Raw genomic sequence first — 16,989 nt, 5'->3', positions numbered from 1 at the left:
TGCCAAACGACTGCGCCTGCGCGTGGTCACTTCGCAAATTTAGAAAATTTGCCTTCAGCGGCACTATCCATCACGCTCTGACAGCAACAACGTCCGCGCAGATGTGGATTTTAGGGTGAATTCTCCCAGAGCCAGGATATTTGCAGTAATCGCAAGCCTCGTCGTGGGGGTCGTCTGTGGGAAGAACGACGCCGCTGCACAGCGGCAGACGTTCCAGGTTGATGGTCACAGTTATGCCGGCCAAACCTATGGCGGTAACTTTCACGGTCCTGGAAAGGCGACCCTGGATGATGGCACAACTCTCAGGGGGAGATGGAAAAACAACCGCTTCATCCATGGAACTGTGAGCCGGTCAGACGGTGTTGAGTACAGCTTCGACGGGCAGCTGAAGTATATTTTCCAGCACTTCGATCAGGCGGAGATCGTGGGCGCGGGCACTGCCGCTTTTGCCGATGGCCGCGAATACATCGGATCCTTCAATAAGTATGCTCACTTCCACGGCGAAGGGCACATGACATTGCCTGATGGCCACCGGCAAAAGGGTATATGGGAAAACGGCAGGTTCGTAAGAAACAAACCGGACGGTTGGCAGCCGACTACGTTTGAAACCGAAGGTCTGGACGAAACCCGGCTCAGCGCCTTGAACGACGAAATCCGTAACGCTGTTCACGGCAATCTGGACAGCCTCCTCGTGGTAAAGGGTGGAAAGCTTTTGATTGAGGAGTACTACAACAGGACGAACAGATACACGCTTCACGATGTGCAATCGGTCGGGAAAAGCTTTACCTCAGCCATGATGGGAATTGCCATCGATCACGGCTTCATCCCCGGTGTCGATGCGAAGCTGATGCCGTACTTTCCCGAATTCGACAGAGGTGACAAATGGGAGAGTCAAAAGGACGACATCACCTTGGAAGATCTCTTGACCATGAGCTGGGGCCTAGCGAACAACACTTCGGCAAGATACTACGCCGACTTTAACAACTACGGTAACGATTGGGTTGCCGAGATTCTTGATGGTGAGGTGCTTTCCCGGCCCGGAAGCTTCTTTGCATACAGTTCGGCGGCCAGCAGATTCTGCGCTCCCGTGATCGCCAAAGCGACAGGAATGTCCGCTGAAAAATTCGCCGCAGAATATCTTTTCGGACCTCTCGGTATCGATACTTTCCAGTATCTGTTTTTGCCGGATGGGCAGCCGTCGCTATCCGGTCTGGACGGGATCATGGCGCGCGATCTGGCGAAGTTTGGGCAACTCTATCTCAACAAGGGCCTATGGAATGGCCAGCGCATCCTGTCTGAAGCCTGGGTGCAGACATCGACATCGCCTCATTTGAAGGTCACGTCGCCAAATCTTTCTCTTTCCTATGGATATTACTTTTGGATAAAGGATGGCTGGCAGATCGGCGCACGCAGCCTTCGGACATTTTTCGCTTCGGGTCTGGGTGGGAATAAAATTTTTGTCTTCCCTACGGAAGATCTGGTCGTGATTATCACGTCCTCCGCTTTCGAAGACATAGATATTCATTCAAAAATCAATCGCATGATGGAAGATGAATTGCTGCCTGTCCTGATAGGCTCCAAACTTCCGCAATAACACTATAACGTTGAACTCTGCGGGACATCCCATCCTTTTTTCGCCTGGAAAACGTCGAAAATCTGGCCGGGACCGAATAAATTGAGCCTAAGTCGCAAGCAAGGTCGAAACATGGTGGCTTGGAATATACGGCGCGCAAGACAGCAAGACGCCACGGCACTCTCAATCTGCATCGACGCTGCCTATTCAATCTATGCGTCACGGATTGTAGATCTGCCTGCCGTGTCGTCGGGAATTTCCGACGATATCGAAAAAAACGTGGTTTGGGTGGCTGAGCAGAATGAATCCATTGTCGGCGGCATGATCCTGATTCCAATGGAGGAGTTTGCGCTTCTGGCAAACGTCGCTGTGGACCCGAGATGCGCGGGTCTCGGGCTGGGGCGCAGGCTGATCGAGCTTGCAGAGTCTGAAACCCTGGGACTTGGGAAGCGCGAACTACGCCTGACCACTCATCTTGCGATGCCTGGAAACGTCCGTCTGTACGCGCATCTCGGATGGTGGGAATTGGGACGGTCGGGAAACAAGGTCTACATGACTAAATTCCTCGCACCTGATCCTCTGTAGAGGAGATCCGGGTTAAACGGAATCACTCTGGGTGGTCCGTCGACCCGATGAATCTACTCTAACCATATGATCCGATCTGGCCGCCTCGAAACCGTAAATTTTGATCCGGTTAAACCTGCCTAACTCTCGGGCAAGGGAATGAACTCATGATCGCCGGGAACCGGGTCGAAGCAGCGATTTTTCCAGTCGGCTTTGGCCCGCTCCAGGCGTTCGGGCGTGCTGGCGACGAAATTCCACCAGAGATGCCGCTTGCCGTCCAGCGGTCGACCGCCAAGCAACATGACCCTCGCAGCCTCCTGAGCGGAAAGCCCGACCTCGACCGAAGGATGGAAGACCGCCATCTTGCCTTCGCCAATTTCTGTTCCGCCGTCGAGCCGGACAGCACCTTCAACCACATAGATTGCCCGCTCTTCGTACTCATCGGGCAGAATCAGTTCGGCACCCGGCGAAAGCACAGCATCAAGATAGAACATTTCCGAAGGCGTCTCGACCGGCGCGCGCTTGCCATAGGCGGAACCGGCGATCAGACACATCCGCACTCCCCGCCCCTTGATGATCGGCAGGCTGTCGGCGGGGTGATGATGAAAGGACGGCTCGCATTCTTCATGCGATAAAGGCAGCGCAATCCAGGATTGAATGCCGTTCAACCGGCTCGTCTTCGCCCGCTCCTCGTCCCCAGTACGCTCGGAATGCACGATGCCGCGTCCTGCGTTCATCCAGTTCACGGCACCCGGCCTGATGGCTTGCTCGACACCCAGGGAGTCGCGGTGAAAGATCTCACCTTCAAACAGATAGGTCACTGTGGCCAGACCGATATGGGGATGGGGCCGGACGTCGATCCCCTGTCCAGGTGGAAAATCGACCGGCCCCATGTGATCGAAAAAGATAAAGGGACCTACCGTTCTGCAACGGGCGTGCGGCAGCACGCGGCGAACACCGAATCCACCGACATCCTTGGCGCGCGGCTCGATGATAAGCGAGACAAGTTCACTGCTGTTCATGGTGGTCCCTCGATCCGGGATGCCAACGTGCCTAGGCGGCTTCGTCGGTCTTCCGTGACACTTGATAGACCAAAGATTATGGCGTTCGGCCGATGAGGTTTAAAGTCCGCTGCGCAATTCGTTCCGCTGGCCACCGATGATCGGGCCGACCTTTCGGCTGAACTTGGGTGAAATACCGAAGAACTCCCGGTAGCTTTTCGAGAAATGCGACATGGACGTAAAACCGCAGATGATGGCGATTTCCGTGATCGATAAAGACGAGTAGTGCAGCAGCTGTTTGGCTTTGTTCAATCTCAGGCGTTTGTAGTAGGAGGCCGGAGATAGTCCAAGATGGCGGTTGAACAGCCGCTCCAGCTGCCGCAGGCTCACACCGACGTAGTCAGCGATTTCGTGCCGGTCGACGACCGTTTCAATGTTTTCGCGCATGATCTCGATCGCCTTCAACACCTTTTCGGAATTGACGGTTGAAAGCTCCTGACTCTGCACCTGGGAGAACTCTTCGGCGGTGCTCCGCCGGATATCGTGCATGAAAAGGCTGGACAGGCGGCTGAGTTCGGTATTGTGCAGCCAACGGCTCAGCAGCGCGATCATCAGATCGACGACCGCCAGATGACCGCCACAGGTAAAATTCTTCTCGTTGACTACAAATAGCCGCGTAACGGCCTGCGCGTCCGGAAAACGCTGAACGAAACCGTCAAACAGTTCCCAGTGGATCGTGCAATCCTGGCTATTCAGAACATCGGCAGCGGCAAGCAGGTGGGCACCACTCTCGATCCCGCCGACAATGCTGCCGAAACGTGATAAGCGGCGAACATAATTCAGGACTTTTTTGGATTCCGCAGCCTCAGGCTCAAAACCGGAACATACGATGAGGACGTCCCATTTGTCCTCGCTGGTGATCTGCTGATCAACCGTGATTTCCACACCGCTGGAAGAGGGAACGACCGCCATGTCCTCCGACAATAGCCGCCAACTGCATAACTGGGACTCGGCAACCCGGTTTGCGGCCCGCAAGCAATCTACGGCGGCCGCAAAGGAGGTCAGGGTAAACTGCGGTACCAGGAGAAACCCGAAGGTTATCGGCCTGCGCTGTCCGCCGCCCGTTGGCTCGCCAAGTCTGTCGCTTGCATGATCGCTCATTCCGCCGATGCCAGTTCGAATAACGCTCAACGTCCCTTCATTGCGGGCAGAGCCGCTGTCCCGGCATCAGTCACCCGCATAATCTGAACTATAACATTCCAAACCCTAAGAAAAGGAACTTCACGGCTGGGTGCAGTCCAGATGTCTTGATACGACACTGGCCAGTCTATTCGCATCTCAGGAAAGTTGTAAAAAAACCGCAGTTTTCTGCGCATCATAAGCTAAATATTCCCTCAGATCTCCGGCAGTCGCATTTGGCAGCGGTTTGCGCCGCAAATTGACAAAACCGGGAGGGTCTAAGCCAGTGAATATAGGGACATCGCGCGCGGTGCTGAAACCGGCCGTTCAAATGGGCGGATGCCGATAAACCAGCCGGGTAAAAACCGGCTTTTTCAGGTGAAGAAGAGAGCTTTTGACCCGGACCCGCCAGTTTCCACAGGCTGTTCCGGGAAAACAGAGATTGCAAACTAGGAAGAAGAGCGATGGCTGAGTTACCGGGTACGGCACGAGTTGTGATTATTGGCGGAGGCGCTGTCGGGTGTTCGGTCCTTTATCATCTGGCGAAAATGGGCTGGAGCGACTGCCTGTTGCTGGAAAAGAACGAACTGACCTCCGGTTCCTCCTGGCATGCAGCAGGCAACTGCCCCAACTTCTCCGGCTCTCTCGCCATCACCAAGATCCAGAGCTACTCGACGGAACTCTTCAAGCGCTTGGGCGAAGAAGTCGACTATCCGATGAACTATCACGTCACTGGATCGGTCCGCCTGGCGCACTCAAAGGAACGGATGGAAGAGTTCCGGCACGTCTGCTCCATGGCCAACCATCTCGGCTTTGAGATGGATATGATGACAAACGAGGAGATGAAGGCCGTCTATCCTTTCCTGGAGACCCATGACATTCAAGGCGGTGTCTGGGATCCCAATGACGGCGATATCGATCCCGCTCAGCTGACCCAGGCCTACGCGAAGGGAGCCCGTAATCTGGGCGCCAAGGTTGTTCGATTTTGTCCGGTCACGGGCGTCCGCCGCGAAAACGGTGAATGGGTTATTGCGACAGAAAAGGGCGAAGTGCGCTGCGAGTACGTCGTCAATGCCGCCGGCTATCGGGCGCAGGAGATCGGCCGCATGTTCGGGCGGGAAGTTCCCTGCATCTCGATGGCGCATCAGTATCTCATCACCGAAGAGATCCCGGAGCTGGAAGCGTTCGATAAACCTCTCCCGCTGTTGCGCGACCCTGACAGCTCCTATTATCTGCGTCAGGAAAAGAATGGCTTGCTGCTCGGCCCCTACGAAAAACAGGCCACACCGCATTGGGTCACCAAGAACGACCCCATGCCCGCCGACTTCTCGTTCCAGCTCTATCCCGACGATCTGGAGCGGCTCGAGTGGTACATTGAGGACGCCTGTGCCCGCGTGCCTATCCTGGGCACGGCCGGAGTCACAAGGGTGGTCAACGGCCCGATCCCCTATGCGCCAGACGGCAACCCGCTGATCGGCCCGATGCCGGGTGTTCCAAACGCTTTCGAAGCCTGCGTCTTTACCTTCGGTATCGTGCAGTCGGGCGGTGCCGGCAAGGTCTGTGCCGAATGGATCGTCGAAGGGGAAACCGACGGCGACATGTGGTCGGTCGATCCGCGCCGCTTCACCGGTTTCGCGACCAAAGACTACAGCATCGCCAAAGCGGTGGAGATCTACTCCCACGAATATGCGATCCACTTCCCGAATCAGGAATGGCCGGCAGGCAGGCAGGCGCGTACCTCTCCGCTCTACGAAAAACTGAAAGCCAAGGGCGCCATGTTCGGTGCGTCCGCAGGCTGGGAGCGCGCGGTTTGGTTCCCACGTCCGGGGATCGACGAAGCCGTCCAGAAGCCCTCCTATCACCACACCAACTGGTTCGATGCGGTGCACGAAGAATGTCTGGCAATCCAGGAAAAAGTCGGCCTGCTGGATCTCTGCGGCTTTTCGCGCTTCGAAGTTTCGGGCGAAGGCGCCGCGGACTGGATCCGCAGCCTGATCACCGGTGTCCTGCCTAAGGTCGGGCGGATCGGCCTGATCTACTTCGCGACCGAAAAAGGCAAGATCCTGACCGAGATGACGGTCACCCGCTTCGCCGAGGATAGCTTCATGCTGATGACGGCCGCTGGCGCCGAATGGCATGATCGGGACTGGCTGGAGCAGCACCTTCCCGATGGCTCACCTATCCGGATTACCAATGTGACGGGGAGTTGGACAACACTCGTGGTCGCCGGTCCGAAATCACGCGACCTTCTGTCTTCGGTCTGTGACAGTGACTTCTCGACCGCCGCCTTTCCGTGGCTGACGCACCAACCGGTCGAGATCGGCATGGCACGTGGCTTTGCCGTACGTGTGTCTTACGTCGGTGAACTGGGTTGGGAACTGCATCTGCCGGTCGAGCAGGTTGTCGGTGTGTATGACAAGCTTTGGGCGGCAGGCGAGAAACACGGAATCATCGACTTCGGTATGTATGCCATGGATTCCATGCGTCTCGAGAAGTGCTACCGCTCCTGGAAGCAGGATCTCTCCAACGACTACTCTATGCTCGAAGGTTCGCTGGATCGCTTTATCAAACTCGACAAACCGGCTTTCATCGGCCGCGATGCCTTGCTCAAGGAAAAGCAAGCCGGTGTCGCGCAGGTCTTCGTACCTCTGCTGCTCGACGAAGGTTCCGGCGACGCGGTTTATCTCTCGACGGTGTGGAAAGACGGCGAACGGATCGGCTTCGTGACCTCAGGCGGTTACGGACATCGGATCGGCAAGTCGATTGCTCTGGCGACAATTCGGACCGACTGCACGCTTGAAGGCACCGAGGTCGAGGTAGAAATCCTCGGCGAACGCAGATCCGCCGTGGTCGCGCGGGAGCCGCTCTATGATCCTGAGAATGAGCGCCTCCGCACCTGATTGTCAAAAAAACACAGCAACACAAACTGCAGGAACCAGCGTCATGACGCAGATGCAATCAGAGCGCAAAAGCCGCCGGGCCGGCGGACGGGACGCGCGCAAAGCGCTAAGGGCGGCGCCGCTGGCCGAAGATGTCCGGCCAATCCGGCCTGGAATGGAGGGTGGCACCTTCAAGCCTTTAAGTGATGCGTCGATCCAGAAGATCCATCAGGCCATCCTGAAGATCCTCTCGGAAATCGGGCTCGCCGACGCACCGCAGTCGGGAATCGATATCATGACTGCCGCTGGCGCAACCTATGGCGATGACGGACGCGTGCGTTTTTCACCATCCCTGGTCGAAGACACACTGGCCATGGCCGCACGCAACTTCACCCTGCATGGCCAGGATGAAAAGCATGACATTCATCCAGGCGGCAACCGTGTTCATTACGGAACCGCAGGGGCAGCGGTCCATCTTGTCGACGTCGAAAACCGCGAGTACCGGGAATCGAACCTGCAGGATATCTATGATGCGAGCCGGATCGTCGAGACCTTAGATAACGTCCATTATTTCCAGCGCCCCATGGTCGCGCGGGACATGGAGGACCCGGCAGATCTCGATCTCAATACGCTCTACGCCGCCTTGTCTGGCACCCGCAAGCATGTGGGTACGAGCTTCACAACAGCCGAGAATGCCCAGCAATCCCTCGACATGCTGAAGATAATCGCCGGCGGCGAGGACAAGTGGCGCGCGCGGCCCTTCGTTTCCAACTCCAACTGCTTCGTCGTCCCGCCGCTCAAGTTCGCAACCGAATCCTGCCAGGTCATGGAAGTCTGTATCCGCGGCGGTATGCCGGTTCTTCTGCTCTCTGCAGGTCAGGCAGGCGCGACCGCACCGGCCGCGATCGCGGGGACGGTTACCCAGGCGACAGCCGAGTGCATTGCCGGCCTCATCTACGTTAACGCCATGCAACCCGGCCATCCGGCGATCTTCGGCACTTGGCCCTTTGTCTCGGACCTGCGGACCGGCGCCATGTCCGGCGGATCGGGTGAGCAGGCTCTCTTGACCGCTGCCTGCGCACAGATGCACCACTTCTATGGTGTAACCGGCGGATCGGCAGCAGGCATGGCCGATGCCAAACTGCCCGATCCACAATCAGGCTACGAAAAGGGTATCACCAACGTGATGGCCGGACTCTCCGGCCTCAACATGGTTTATGAGTCGGTGGGCATGCACGGCTCTCTTCTCGGCTTCTGCCTCGAGAGCCTGATCATCGATAACGACATGATCGGCCAGTGCCTGCGTTGCGTGCGTGGGATCGAGGTCAACGATGAAACAATCTCGGTCGAAACCATGCGTCAAGTCTGCACGGAGGGCCCCGGTCACTATCTCGGACACGCACAGACTCTTGACTTGATGCAGACCGAATACGTCTATCCCGCACTCGGCGACCGCACTTCGCCCAAGGAGTGGGAGGAGATCGGAAAACCGGACCTGATCCGTAAGGCAACCGAAGAAAAACACCGAATCCTCAGCAGCACCTTTCCGAACCATATCTCCGGGGAAATCGATCGGCAGATCCGGGAAAACTTCAACATCAAGCTGCCCCGTAGCGCTATGCGCAAGGCGTAAACATCGCTGGAGGCCCCCTGCTTCAGAAAAAATCGTTGCAGCGGCAGGAATAGACGCCATTCTTGCCGCTGTTCGATTCACCATATTGAAGTTCCAGGGTTCTTGAGATCATGATTGTCGTCGCCGGCGAAAGCCTGATCGATTTCGTCCATCGTCCCCAGATATCCGCCGACGCCTCCAGCGGACCACTTTACGAAGCCTGCCCAGGTGGCTCACCTTTCAACTGTGCCATCGCCCTAGGCCGGCTTGAGATTGATGTCGGTTTTCTTTGCCCCCTATCCAATGATTCTTTAGGTGGGCTGCTGACAGACCGCCTGCAGGATTCGAACGTCAGGTTACTCCAGTCAGATCCTGTCACTGCCCCCACATCTTTAGCTGTGGTTTCACTGAGTACAGACGGCAGTCCCAGTTACAGCTTTTATCGACAGGGCACGGCAGACCGGCAACTGAATCCCGGTGTAATGACCAGAGCCCTTTCTGGTTCTATCGAAGCCTTTCAGATCGGATCGCTGGCTTTGATCGAGAAGGACGACGGTCCTTCCTGGTCAACTGCCCTCCAGGCCGCCGTCGGGCACGGAGCTCTTATCTCGATCGATCCCAACGTCAGGACCCGGCTGATCAAGGATCATGAGGATTATCAGAGCCGGCTGACGGCCATGCTGACACAGGCCGATATGATCAAGGCCAGCGACGAAGACCTGGAATACCTCTATCCGGGACTGCCCCCCGAAGATGCCATCCAGAGGGCCATGGCGGATCATGGAATCACTCTGACTGTCCTGACGCGCGGCCGGGAGGGAGCGACTGCATTTACCTCAAGCGGAATGAAAGTCGCCCGGCCAGCCGCGAGTTTCACAGACGGTGATCCGGGCCGGGGCGACAGCATCGGCGCCGGCGACTCCTTTCAGGCGGGCTTGCTCGCCTGGCTGAAGGCGAATGGACAGCTATCAAAATCCAGACTGACGGCATTGGGCGAAGAACAGCTGGCACAGATGCTCGATTTCGCGAGCACTGTAGCGGGGCTGAACTGTGCCGAAACCGGCTGCAACCCACCGACCCTCGAACAGGTCCGGGAAGCCCGAAGCGGTTAACCCTCACAAACCTGCTCTCGAAAGGCACACAAACAGTTTATGGGGCAGTGATACAGGATCTGCTAGAGTCACCCGCAAGGATCGCGGCCTGCGTGAAAAAACTCTCCGCCCGTCGGGCATTTGAACGGTCCACTGCATGATCGCTCTTGATTGCTTCAATCGAGAGCGTGAATCATTCTCTAACGATGAAATATAGGGACTGAATCACGTTTCACTTTGCTTCAATGTAAAACGATCAAACTCTAGGCGATACCATCAACAGGAGCCGAGGCTATGGCCCATAGGGTTAATAAGAATGGGATGAGGTTCAATCCAACTCAGCTGAGGAAACTCCTCGGCGCTGGACTCCTCTCTCTCTCACTTGTTTTGTTCGCAACGATCCAGCCAACGAATGCAGCGACCGCGCAACGAGTTCAAGTCACCGGTGAAATCATCGACACTTGGTGCTACGTTACCGAAATTATGTTCTCAGAGGGCACGGCACACCACCAGTGTGCGGTCTGGTGCGCACTTGGCGGTATTCCCGTCAGCATTCTCGGCAAAGACGGTAAAGTCTACATGGTCTTGCGGGTCGAGGGCGACGACAACTCCGTTGCCAATCCGACGATCGTGGAAATTCAGAGCCATGAGGTTACGGTCGACGGCGACCTCTATGAGCGCGACGGCGTCAATTACCTGATCGTCAACAAGGTCGCCGATGACAAAGGCGTCATCAACATGACCCATGAAGATTACGGCATTCAGCCGTTCGGGGAGTAAAGGACATGAAGATCAAATCCTTTGCACTGATCGCCGCCGTCACAGCGGCGGGTTTCCTGTCAGCACAGAGCGCCAATGCGGCTGATGAATGGGGTATCGAATACGAGGAGAAGGCCCGTGTCGAAGCCAAAGTCGTCGATCTGCTCTGCGAGGTCACCGGCGACTGTGTCGAACAATGTGGGGCCGGCACACGCCAGTTGGGATTGCTTTTGGACGACGGTACCCTGGTGCCGGCGGTGAAAAATTTCGACCCCTTCGCAGGCACGACCGACGATCTGATTCAATTCTGTGGCAAGCGTATCGTCGCCGACGGACTGATGATCAAGGATCCGCTGATGCCCATGTTCGTCGTACAGTTCAGGCGTCTGGCGCCCGACGGCGAATGGGGACGTGCGAACAACTTCACGAAAAACTGGGCCAAATCCAACCCGGACAAACCGGCGAACCAATGGTTCCGGCATGACGCTGAAGTCCTGCGATTGGTTGAGACCCAGGGCGTTTACGGCATTCCAGGCCTCAAAGCCGAGGAATAATCGTCGTATGCGCAAGTTCGCTGCTGTTGCGACGATCCTCGCCATTTTGGGAACGGCCCATCCCGGCTTCGCCACCGAACCGGGCGGCGAGGCTGAGACCAAAGCGGAGCCGCCCATTCCGGCGGCACCGCTCGCCTCTCTATTCGGCGGCCCCTTCGAACTGGTTGATCACGACGGCCAAATCCGACGGGACAGCGACTTCAAGGGCAAACACCTGCTGATCTTCTTCGGCTATACCTATTGTCCCAGTATCTGCCCAACCAATTTACAGGCGGTCGGCACTGCACTCGACGCGTTGGGCAGTAAAGCCAAGGATGTGCAGCCCCTTTTCATCACGGTCGACCCCGAACGGGACACACCTGAAATCCTGCGCGAGTATCTCGCGCACTTTCACCCCGCCCTGCTCGGTCTGACCGGTAGCGAAAAGCAAATTCGCCAAGCGGCCAAGGCCTACAAGGTTCACCGCAGGAAGGTCGTTCATTCGAAGGACGATCCCAGCTATTACGACGTCGACCACGGAACCATCACCTATTTGATCGGTAAGGACGGCAAGTTTCTCACCCTCTTTCCGCATGACACTGCACCGAAGGTGATGGCGGAACGGATCGAAAAGTACCTTTAGAGCGCGGCCGCCGCGTCGAACTCCGCAACAGCCCTGTCCGCAAGCACACTTTGCAGCAGGCCTTCGGCCACGGGTGGCGGAAGGGTGAAGCAGCGATGGCCCAAGCTTGTCAGATGCACAACCTGATCAACGCTGCGCAGACTGGCGACAAGAAGCTGCATCTGCGACCCTGCAGCAACCCGCATCTGGGCCAGTGTCTTATCCGCATCTTCACCGGCTTCCCTTAAGCGCGCGTAGTAGGGCGCAGCGTAGGCCGCGCCAAACGCAGCCGCCGCGATCACCTGGCCCGCCACATAGACGGCTGTCATAGTCACTCTGGTTTCTGGCCGTTCGAGGCGAAGCTGGCGTGCCACGCAGAAACCGGATGACGTTGCGGGCAGCTTGACCACGACTTCAGGTCCAAAGTCGGCCAACCTCAGGGCGGTCTCCGCCAAATCATCCTGTGTCTCGCCCCAGCTTTGAATCTGGATCTCGCAGAAGCCTTCGCCGATCGACGCGCGATGAAGTTCCTCAACACTCCGATTATTGCAGGTCAACCCTGCCCGCTGAAGCAACAGCGGATTGGTGGTGACACCGGAAAAAAACCCACAATGCGCAAGATTTTTCCAGACGGCCCGATCGGCCGAATCGATAAAGAGCTTCATATCTGACGAGTGCTTGCCGGGAAGGTTCGATCTGGGAAACAAGGACGGTACGGCCAGACCCTAAACCGACGCGTTCGCAACTGCAACGGCGAAGCCGGGAGTAAGGTGTCTCGCATGAAATAATTGACAATATTCTTGTCATGTTTAAATTGACAATAATATTGTCATTTTATGAATTTGGAACCACGCCATGTTTGAGCTTGAGTCCCTGATTTGCCCCATCAGCCGGCAGACATGAAATGACCAAATCAGCGCAGAACCTCGATACTTCGATTCACGGCATTCGCCTCTGCTTCAATCAGCTCAAAGCTTTGGGCGACGTCCTCCATCACGACTTGGGGGTCACAGCCTCCATGCGAGCCGTCATGGAGAGCCTTGCCGAAACGGGCGCTCAAACCGTCCCCCAAATCGCGCGCTCGAAAGAAGTATCACGGCAGCATATTCAGATCATCGTAGACGATCTGATCGAGCTGGGGATCGTCGATCTGCAAGCCAATCCCCAGCACAAGCGCTCGCATCTCGTTGTTCTGACCGTGCAGGGCAGAGCGATCTACGAAGATATGCGGAACAGGGAAAAGGCTGTGCTGAAACGTCTGGGCTCAACCCTCGCCCCGGAGGCGCTGGACGCACTGTCGTCGGCACTGGCGCAACTAAATGAGAGGCTGCGGCGGGAGCTGGCCGCGATCCGTGCCGACGACATCAAGTGACTCGGCAGCAGATGACCTTCAGGCAAAAAATCGTGATCCAGCTCGAAAAACCCAGCGGCATCTTGGGTAGACTGGCTGGCTGAATTATGGCCAAACGGCCGTCCAACAGGGCGCGCAACATCTGGACACTGGATCTTCTGAACATTCAACCGGCAGACCGGGTGCTCGAAGTCGGCTGCGGCCCCGGTTTTGCGTTGACCGCCGCCGCCGCCCGGCTCCCGCGGGGCCGCATCCTCGGGCTGGACCACTCGGCCGTCATGCTGCAGCAGGCCGAAGTGCGAAACCGTGCTGAAGTCAAATCTGGCCGGATCGAACTCCGGCTCGGTAATCTCGATACTGCGGTCGCCCCGATGGAGGCTTTCGACAAGATTTACTGGGTAAACGTCGTACAATTTTTGGACGATAAGGACGCGGCGTTGGCCAGACTTTTCGACGCCCTAGTGCCTGGCGGCATCCTTGCCACGACCTATGTGCCCCGGGGCCGTGGTGCCCATCGTGCCGATGCTCTGGTCATGGCATAGGCTCTGGAACAGGCCATGCAGCGAGCGGGTTTTACCGGAATCCGTAAGGAAGAATTTCCGCTACAGCAGGTGCCGGCAATCTGTGTTTTAGGATGTCGGCCGGATCAATAGTTAGTTCTACTGATACGCAGCTGGTTCAGCCGGCCCAAACGCCTTGCGGCCGGGCCGGGTGAAGGACCAGGCCGCGACCAAACCTAAAGCAGCAAGCGGAAGTGTTCCGGCAAAAATCCAGAAGCCGACGGCCCCGGCAATTTCGCGGGTCGTGTCGTCGGCAAATCCTGCAGCATTGGCGATGATCCCGACATAGGCGGCGCCAACCGCATATCCAAGCCTCTGGATGGTCGGCATGGCCGAGGCGAGCCGGTCCTTTTCCTCTGCGATAGCCAGTGCTGTCGCCCGGCGCAGTACGAAGGTCCAGGCCATACCAAAGCCCATCCCCTCGAGAAATGCGATAACGGCGATCAGAAACAGTGGTCCGTTCGGGACAGCGTACATGAAGCCGATGATGCTGACCGTCAGACAAACCATACCGGACAGAATGAGAGTTCTGTCCCGCCGTTCGGGAGCCCCGGAAGTCACCACCGCCGCCACAGTCCAACCGATCGACGACAGCGCCAGGATGTATCCGGCCACGAGGGCGGAGGTATCAAAGAGAACAATCATCAAAACCGGACCGTAGGCACTGATTGCGATGGTGGAAGCCGCAAAACAAAAGATCATCAGCAAAGCGGCCCCTACCCCGTGGCGCGGATCGAGTGGCCGCAGAGGCAGCAGCCGGTTGCCCTGGCGCCGGCCGTCCATCCGCAGAAAGCCCGCCAGGATCGCCAGCCCCGTAAGCACCAAAAGCGGAGAACGTACCGGGGAAACATCGATGCCCGCAGCGGCAATAGCAAGCACTCCCAACGAAAGAACAGACAACCGCCAGACGGGAATCCGTCCGTCGTGCTCCTCTTTCCCTGTCGCCTGGTCCCGCAGGCCGAAAAAGATCCAGACCGACAGGCCGATAGCTTGCGCGGCAAAGAACCAGAAGCCGCCACGCCAGATCTGCAATTCAGCAAACACGCCCCCGACCAGAGGTCCGCTGAAGGCGGATGCACCCCAGAGGATCGACAGTACGGCCATGATCCGTGGCATATGTTCACGCGGAAACAAACGGTTGATGGAGACAAAAGCCAACGCCATTAAGCCGCCCCCACCTAATCCCTGCGCGAGGCGGCCAACCAGCATGACCGGCATGTCCTGCGCCAGCGCGCTGACAACACAGCCGGCGCCATAGAGCAAAGCCGAAGCTGTCATCGCCCGTTGCAAACCGTAGCGCAGGCTCAACAGAGCACTCGCGGCACCGGCGGCGATCGAACCGATTTCATAAAGTGCGATCGTCCAGGCCACCAACTCGGCGCCACCGATGTCGGCCAGGATACTCGGGATCAGAGTGGCCACCATCAGACTGTCGGCGGCGTGGAGCCAGACGCCGGTGCATATGAGGGCAAGCCGGGCGAAATAGCCTGAACGGAGAAGATCTCCCCATCCCAAAACCGCCTGATCGGACTTGCTCATTTCGATGCCTTGGGATAATTTAGAAACTGATTACTTTTTATAAAGTTTTTTCTTTCTTAATTCAAGTACATTGACTCACCATGGCTGATCAAAGTGAAGACCGTATTCTGTTTTTTCTCAAGCGTCATGGCCTGCAGACGGCTGCGGTCTTGGGCGAACGGCTCGGCATGACCTCAGTCGGCGCAAGGCAGCATCTGCATAAACTGAAACAGAACGATCTCGTCGTTTCGGAAGATCGCCGGGAAAACCGGGGCCGGCCGAAGAAATACTGGCGGCTGACCGAAAAGGGCCACGGGCGTTTCCCCGATCGCCATGCGGATCTGACGCTGGAACTGATCACCTCAACCCGGGAGGTCTTTGGTGCCGAGGGACTGGAGCGCCTGATCAAACATCGGGAGCAGGCCAGCCTGAAGCTTTACCGCAGCAGGTTGGCAAACTGCCGGAGCCTGAAGGAGAAGGCCTCAGCGCTGGTCGAAGTTCGAAGTCAGGAAGGCTATATGGCAGAGTGCCACGAAGAAGACGGCGGCAGCCTGCTTTTTATCGAGAACCACTGCCCGATCTGTGCTGCTGCCGGCGTCTGCCAGTCGCTTTGCCGCTCCGAACTGCAGATCTTTCAAAACGTGCTGGGTGAAGACGCCAGGGTCGAACGCCTTGAGCATATTCTCGCCGGGGCACGCCGCTGTGCCTATCGGATACTGCCAAACGCCGAGTGCTGATCTCTTCTCAGCGGACTTTGTGCCGCTCGGACAACCAGATTCCGCCGAGCACCAAAATAAGAGCCGCCGCGTGATAGAGATGAAAACTCTCGCCAAGAATGAGCACGGCTAAGCCCGCGCCGAAGACCGGCACCAGGTTGACGAAGATCCCGGCCCTTCCCGGCCCGATCAACTCGACGCCACGCATAAAAAACACCTGGGCGATGAAGGAGGGAAAAAGCGCGACATAGAGCAAAACCGCCCAAGCCTTCAGGCTCGGCCAGATTACATCTCCGGCGAACACCTCGTAGAGCATCAGCGGCAACGTGGTCACCGCCGCGACCAGAGACATGACGGTAAAGAATACCAGACCCGGGATTTTTGGCCGATTGGGTAGCCTTACCGTGTAAACCGAATAGAACAGGCAGGCAATCATCATTGTGACGTCGCCGGGGTTAAAGGCAAGCGTGGTCAAGCGCGCGAAATCGCCGGAGGTGGCGACGACAATGACACCGAAGATGGTCACGGCTGCGCCGACGGCCTGCAGCAAACCCACCCGTGTGCGGTAAAGAAAGAAGGCGCCGATCAGAACAACGACCGGTATCGCCCCTTGAATGATGCCGATGTTGACCGCAGTGGTTTGATGCGAGGCTATATAGAACAGCGAGTTAAAGCCCGTAAAACCGCAAATCACCGTGCCGGTAATCCACAGCATCCGAGGCCGCAACACCGGCCATTCGGCAACCACCTGGCGGCCGGACACCGCCCAGAGGAACGCAGATACCAGCAGCCAACGAATAAAGGTCAGGGTTAGAGGCGATATCTCGCCCACGGCCAGCTGACCGGCGACCGTATTGCCACCCCAAAACAGCATTGTGAGGCTCAACAACAGATAAGGCCGGTCGTAAAGGCTTCGACCTAACGCTTTGGCGTGCACAAGCATTCAGCGCATGTTTCCTGTAATAGGAAATGAAGCAAATTCACTCTCGAAGGCATAATGCTGGAACGACGGCTCCGAGGCGTCCGTTATG

General features: G+C 57.2%; 16 protein-coding genes. 11 read left to right on the top strand and 5 right to left on the bottom strand.

Annotated features, from left to right (window positions below; genetic code table 11):
- The first annotated feature begins 115 nt into the window (after positions 1 to 115).
- Positions 116 to 1,594: a serine hydrolase gene (locus QMZ18_RS06340; protein WP_282605378.1), complete on the top strand. Its 1,479-nt coding sequence runs from the start codon at positions 116 to 118 to the stop codon at positions 1,592 to 1,594.
- A 111-nt stretch (positions 1,595 to 1,705) separates the two neighbouring features.
- Positions 1,706 to 2,158 (top strand): GNAT family N-acetyltransferase, encoded by a 453-nt coding sequence (locus QMZ18_RS06335; RefSeq protein WP_282605377.1) that lies wholly within the window; start codon positions 1,706 to 1,708, stop codon positions 2,156 to 2,158.
- 119 nt (positions 2,159 to 2,277) lie between these two features.
- Here the strand turns inward: QMZ18_RS06335 and QMZ18_RS06330 are convergent, their stop codons facing one another.
- On the bottom strand, positions 2,278 to 3,159 hold the full coding sequence (locus QMZ18_RS06330; RefSeq protein ID WP_282605376.1) for a pirin family protein: 882 nt from the start codon (positions 3,157 to 3,159) through the stop codon (positions 2,278 to 2,280).
- A gap of 99 nt (positions 3,160 to 3,258) precedes the next feature.
- The gene (locus tag QMZ18_RS06325; protein WP_282605375.1) at positions 3,259 to 4,299 is read right to left on the bottom strand and encodes a GlxA family transcriptional regulator; all 1,041 of its coding nucleotides are present in this window, start codon (positions 4,297 to 4,299) and stop codon (positions 3,259 to 3,261) included.
- A gap of 482 nt (positions 4,300 to 4,781) precedes the next feature.
- Between QMZ18_RS06325 and QMZ18_RS06320 the strand changes: the two genes are divergently transcribed.
- From QMZ18_RS06320 to QMZ18_RS06295, 6 genes are all read left to right on the top strand, one after another.
- A complete protein-coding gene (locus QMZ18_RS06320) occupies positions 4,782 to 7,217 on the top strand; it encodes an FAD-dependent oxidoreductase (RefSeq protein ID WP_282605374.1) in 2,436 nt (811 codons plus the stop codon).
- Between the two features lie 43 nt (positions 7,218 to 7,260).
- Complete coding sequence (locus QMZ18_RS06315) at positions 7,261 to 8,829, top strand: trimethylamine methyltransferase family protein (protein ID WP_322097144.1); 1,569 nt, start codon at positions 7,261 to 7,263, stop codon at positions 8,827 to 8,829.
- 110 nt (positions 8,830 to 8,939) lie between these two features.
- The gene (locus QMZ18_RS06310) at positions 8,940 to 9,920 is read left to right on the top strand and encodes a carbohydrate kinase (protein ID WP_282605373.1); all 981 of its coding nucleotides are present in this window, start codon (positions 8,940 to 8,942) and stop codon (positions 9,918 to 9,920) included.
- A gap of 273 nt (positions 9,921 to 10,193) precedes the next feature.
- Positions 10,194 to 10,679 carry a hypothetical protein gene (locus tag QMZ18_RS06305; protein ID WP_282605372.1) on the top strand — a complete coding sequence of 162 codons (486 nt, stop codon included), beginning with the start codon at positions 10,194 to 10,196 and terminating at the stop codon, positions 10,677 to 10,679.
- A 5-nt stretch (positions 10,680 to 10,684) separates the two neighbouring features.
- Positions 10,685 to 11,212, top strand: a complete 528-nt coding sequence (locus QMZ18_RS06300; RefSeq protein ID WP_282605371.1) for a hypothetical protein — start codon at positions 10,685 to 10,687, stop codon at positions 11,210 to 11,212.
- Positions 11,213 to 11,219: 7 nt separating this feature from the next.
- Positions 11,220 to 11,834 (top strand): SCO family protein, encoded by a 615-nt coding sequence (locus QMZ18_RS06295; RefSeq protein ID WP_282605370.1) that lies wholly within the window; start codon positions 11,220 to 11,222, stop codon positions 11,832 to 11,834.
- On the opposite strand, the gene QMZ18_RS06290 is transcribed toward QMZ18_RS06295, so the two are convergent.
- Positions 11,831 to 12,478, bottom strand: a complete 648-nt coding sequence (locus QMZ18_RS06290) for a transaldolase family protein (protein WP_282605369.1) — start codon at positions 12,476 to 12,478, stop codon at positions 11,831 to 11,833. The two genes, QMZ18_RS06295 and QMZ18_RS06290, sit on opposite strands and share 4 nt — an antisense overlap.
- 239 nt (positions 12,479 to 12,717) lie before the next feature.
- Between QMZ18_RS06290 and QMZ18_RS06285 the strand changes: the two genes are divergently transcribed.
- Positions 12,718 to 13,185 carry a MarR family winged helix-turn-helix transcriptional regulator gene (locus QMZ18_RS06285; RefSeq protein WP_282605368.1) on the top strand — a complete coding sequence of 156 codons (468 nt, stop codon included), beginning with the start codon at positions 12,718 to 12,720 and terminating at the stop codon, positions 13,183 to 13,185.
- Between the two features lie 86 nt (positions 13,186 to 13,271).
- A complete protein-coding gene (locus tag QMZ18_RS06280) occupies positions 13,272 to 13,706 on the top strand; it encodes a trans-aconitate 2-methyltransferase (RefSeq protein WP_282605367.1) in 435 nt (144 codons plus the stop codon).
- Positions 13,707 to 13,823: 117 nt separating this feature from the next.
- On the opposite strand, the gene QMZ18_RS06275 is transcribed toward QMZ18_RS06280, so the two are convergent.
- A complete protein-coding gene (locus QMZ18_RS06275) occupies positions 13,824 to 15,263 on the bottom strand; it encodes an MFS transporter (protein WP_282605366.1) in 1,440 nt (479 codons plus the stop codon).
- A gap of 80 nt (positions 15,264 to 15,343) precedes the next feature.
- Between QMZ18_RS06275 and QMZ18_RS06270 the strand changes: the two genes are divergently transcribed.
- Positions 15,344 to 15,979 carry a metalloregulator ArsR/SmtB family transcription factor gene (locus tag QMZ18_RS06270; RefSeq protein ID WP_282605365.1) on the top strand — a complete coding sequence of 212 codons (636 nt, stop codon included), beginning with the start codon at positions 15,344 to 15,346 and terminating at the stop codon, positions 15,977 to 15,979.
- Between the two features lie 7 nt (positions 15,980 to 15,986).
- Here the strand turns inward: QMZ18_RS06270 and QMZ18_RS06265 are convergent, their stop codons facing one another.
- Complete coding sequence (locus tag QMZ18_RS06265; RefSeq protein ID WP_282605364.1) at positions 15,987 to 16,901, bottom strand: DMT family transporter; 915 nt, start codon at positions 16,899 to 16,901, stop codon at positions 15,987 to 15,989.
- Positions 16,902 to 16,989: the final 88 nt, after the last annotated feature.

It is taken from the genome of Pelagibius sp. Alg239-R121, assembly GCF_947331435.1.
Classification (GTDB): Bacteria; Pseudomonadota; Alphaproteobacteria; order Kiloniellales; family Kiloniellaceae; genus Denitrobaculum.
This window is presented reverse-complemented; position numbering and strand designations above follow the sequence as displayed.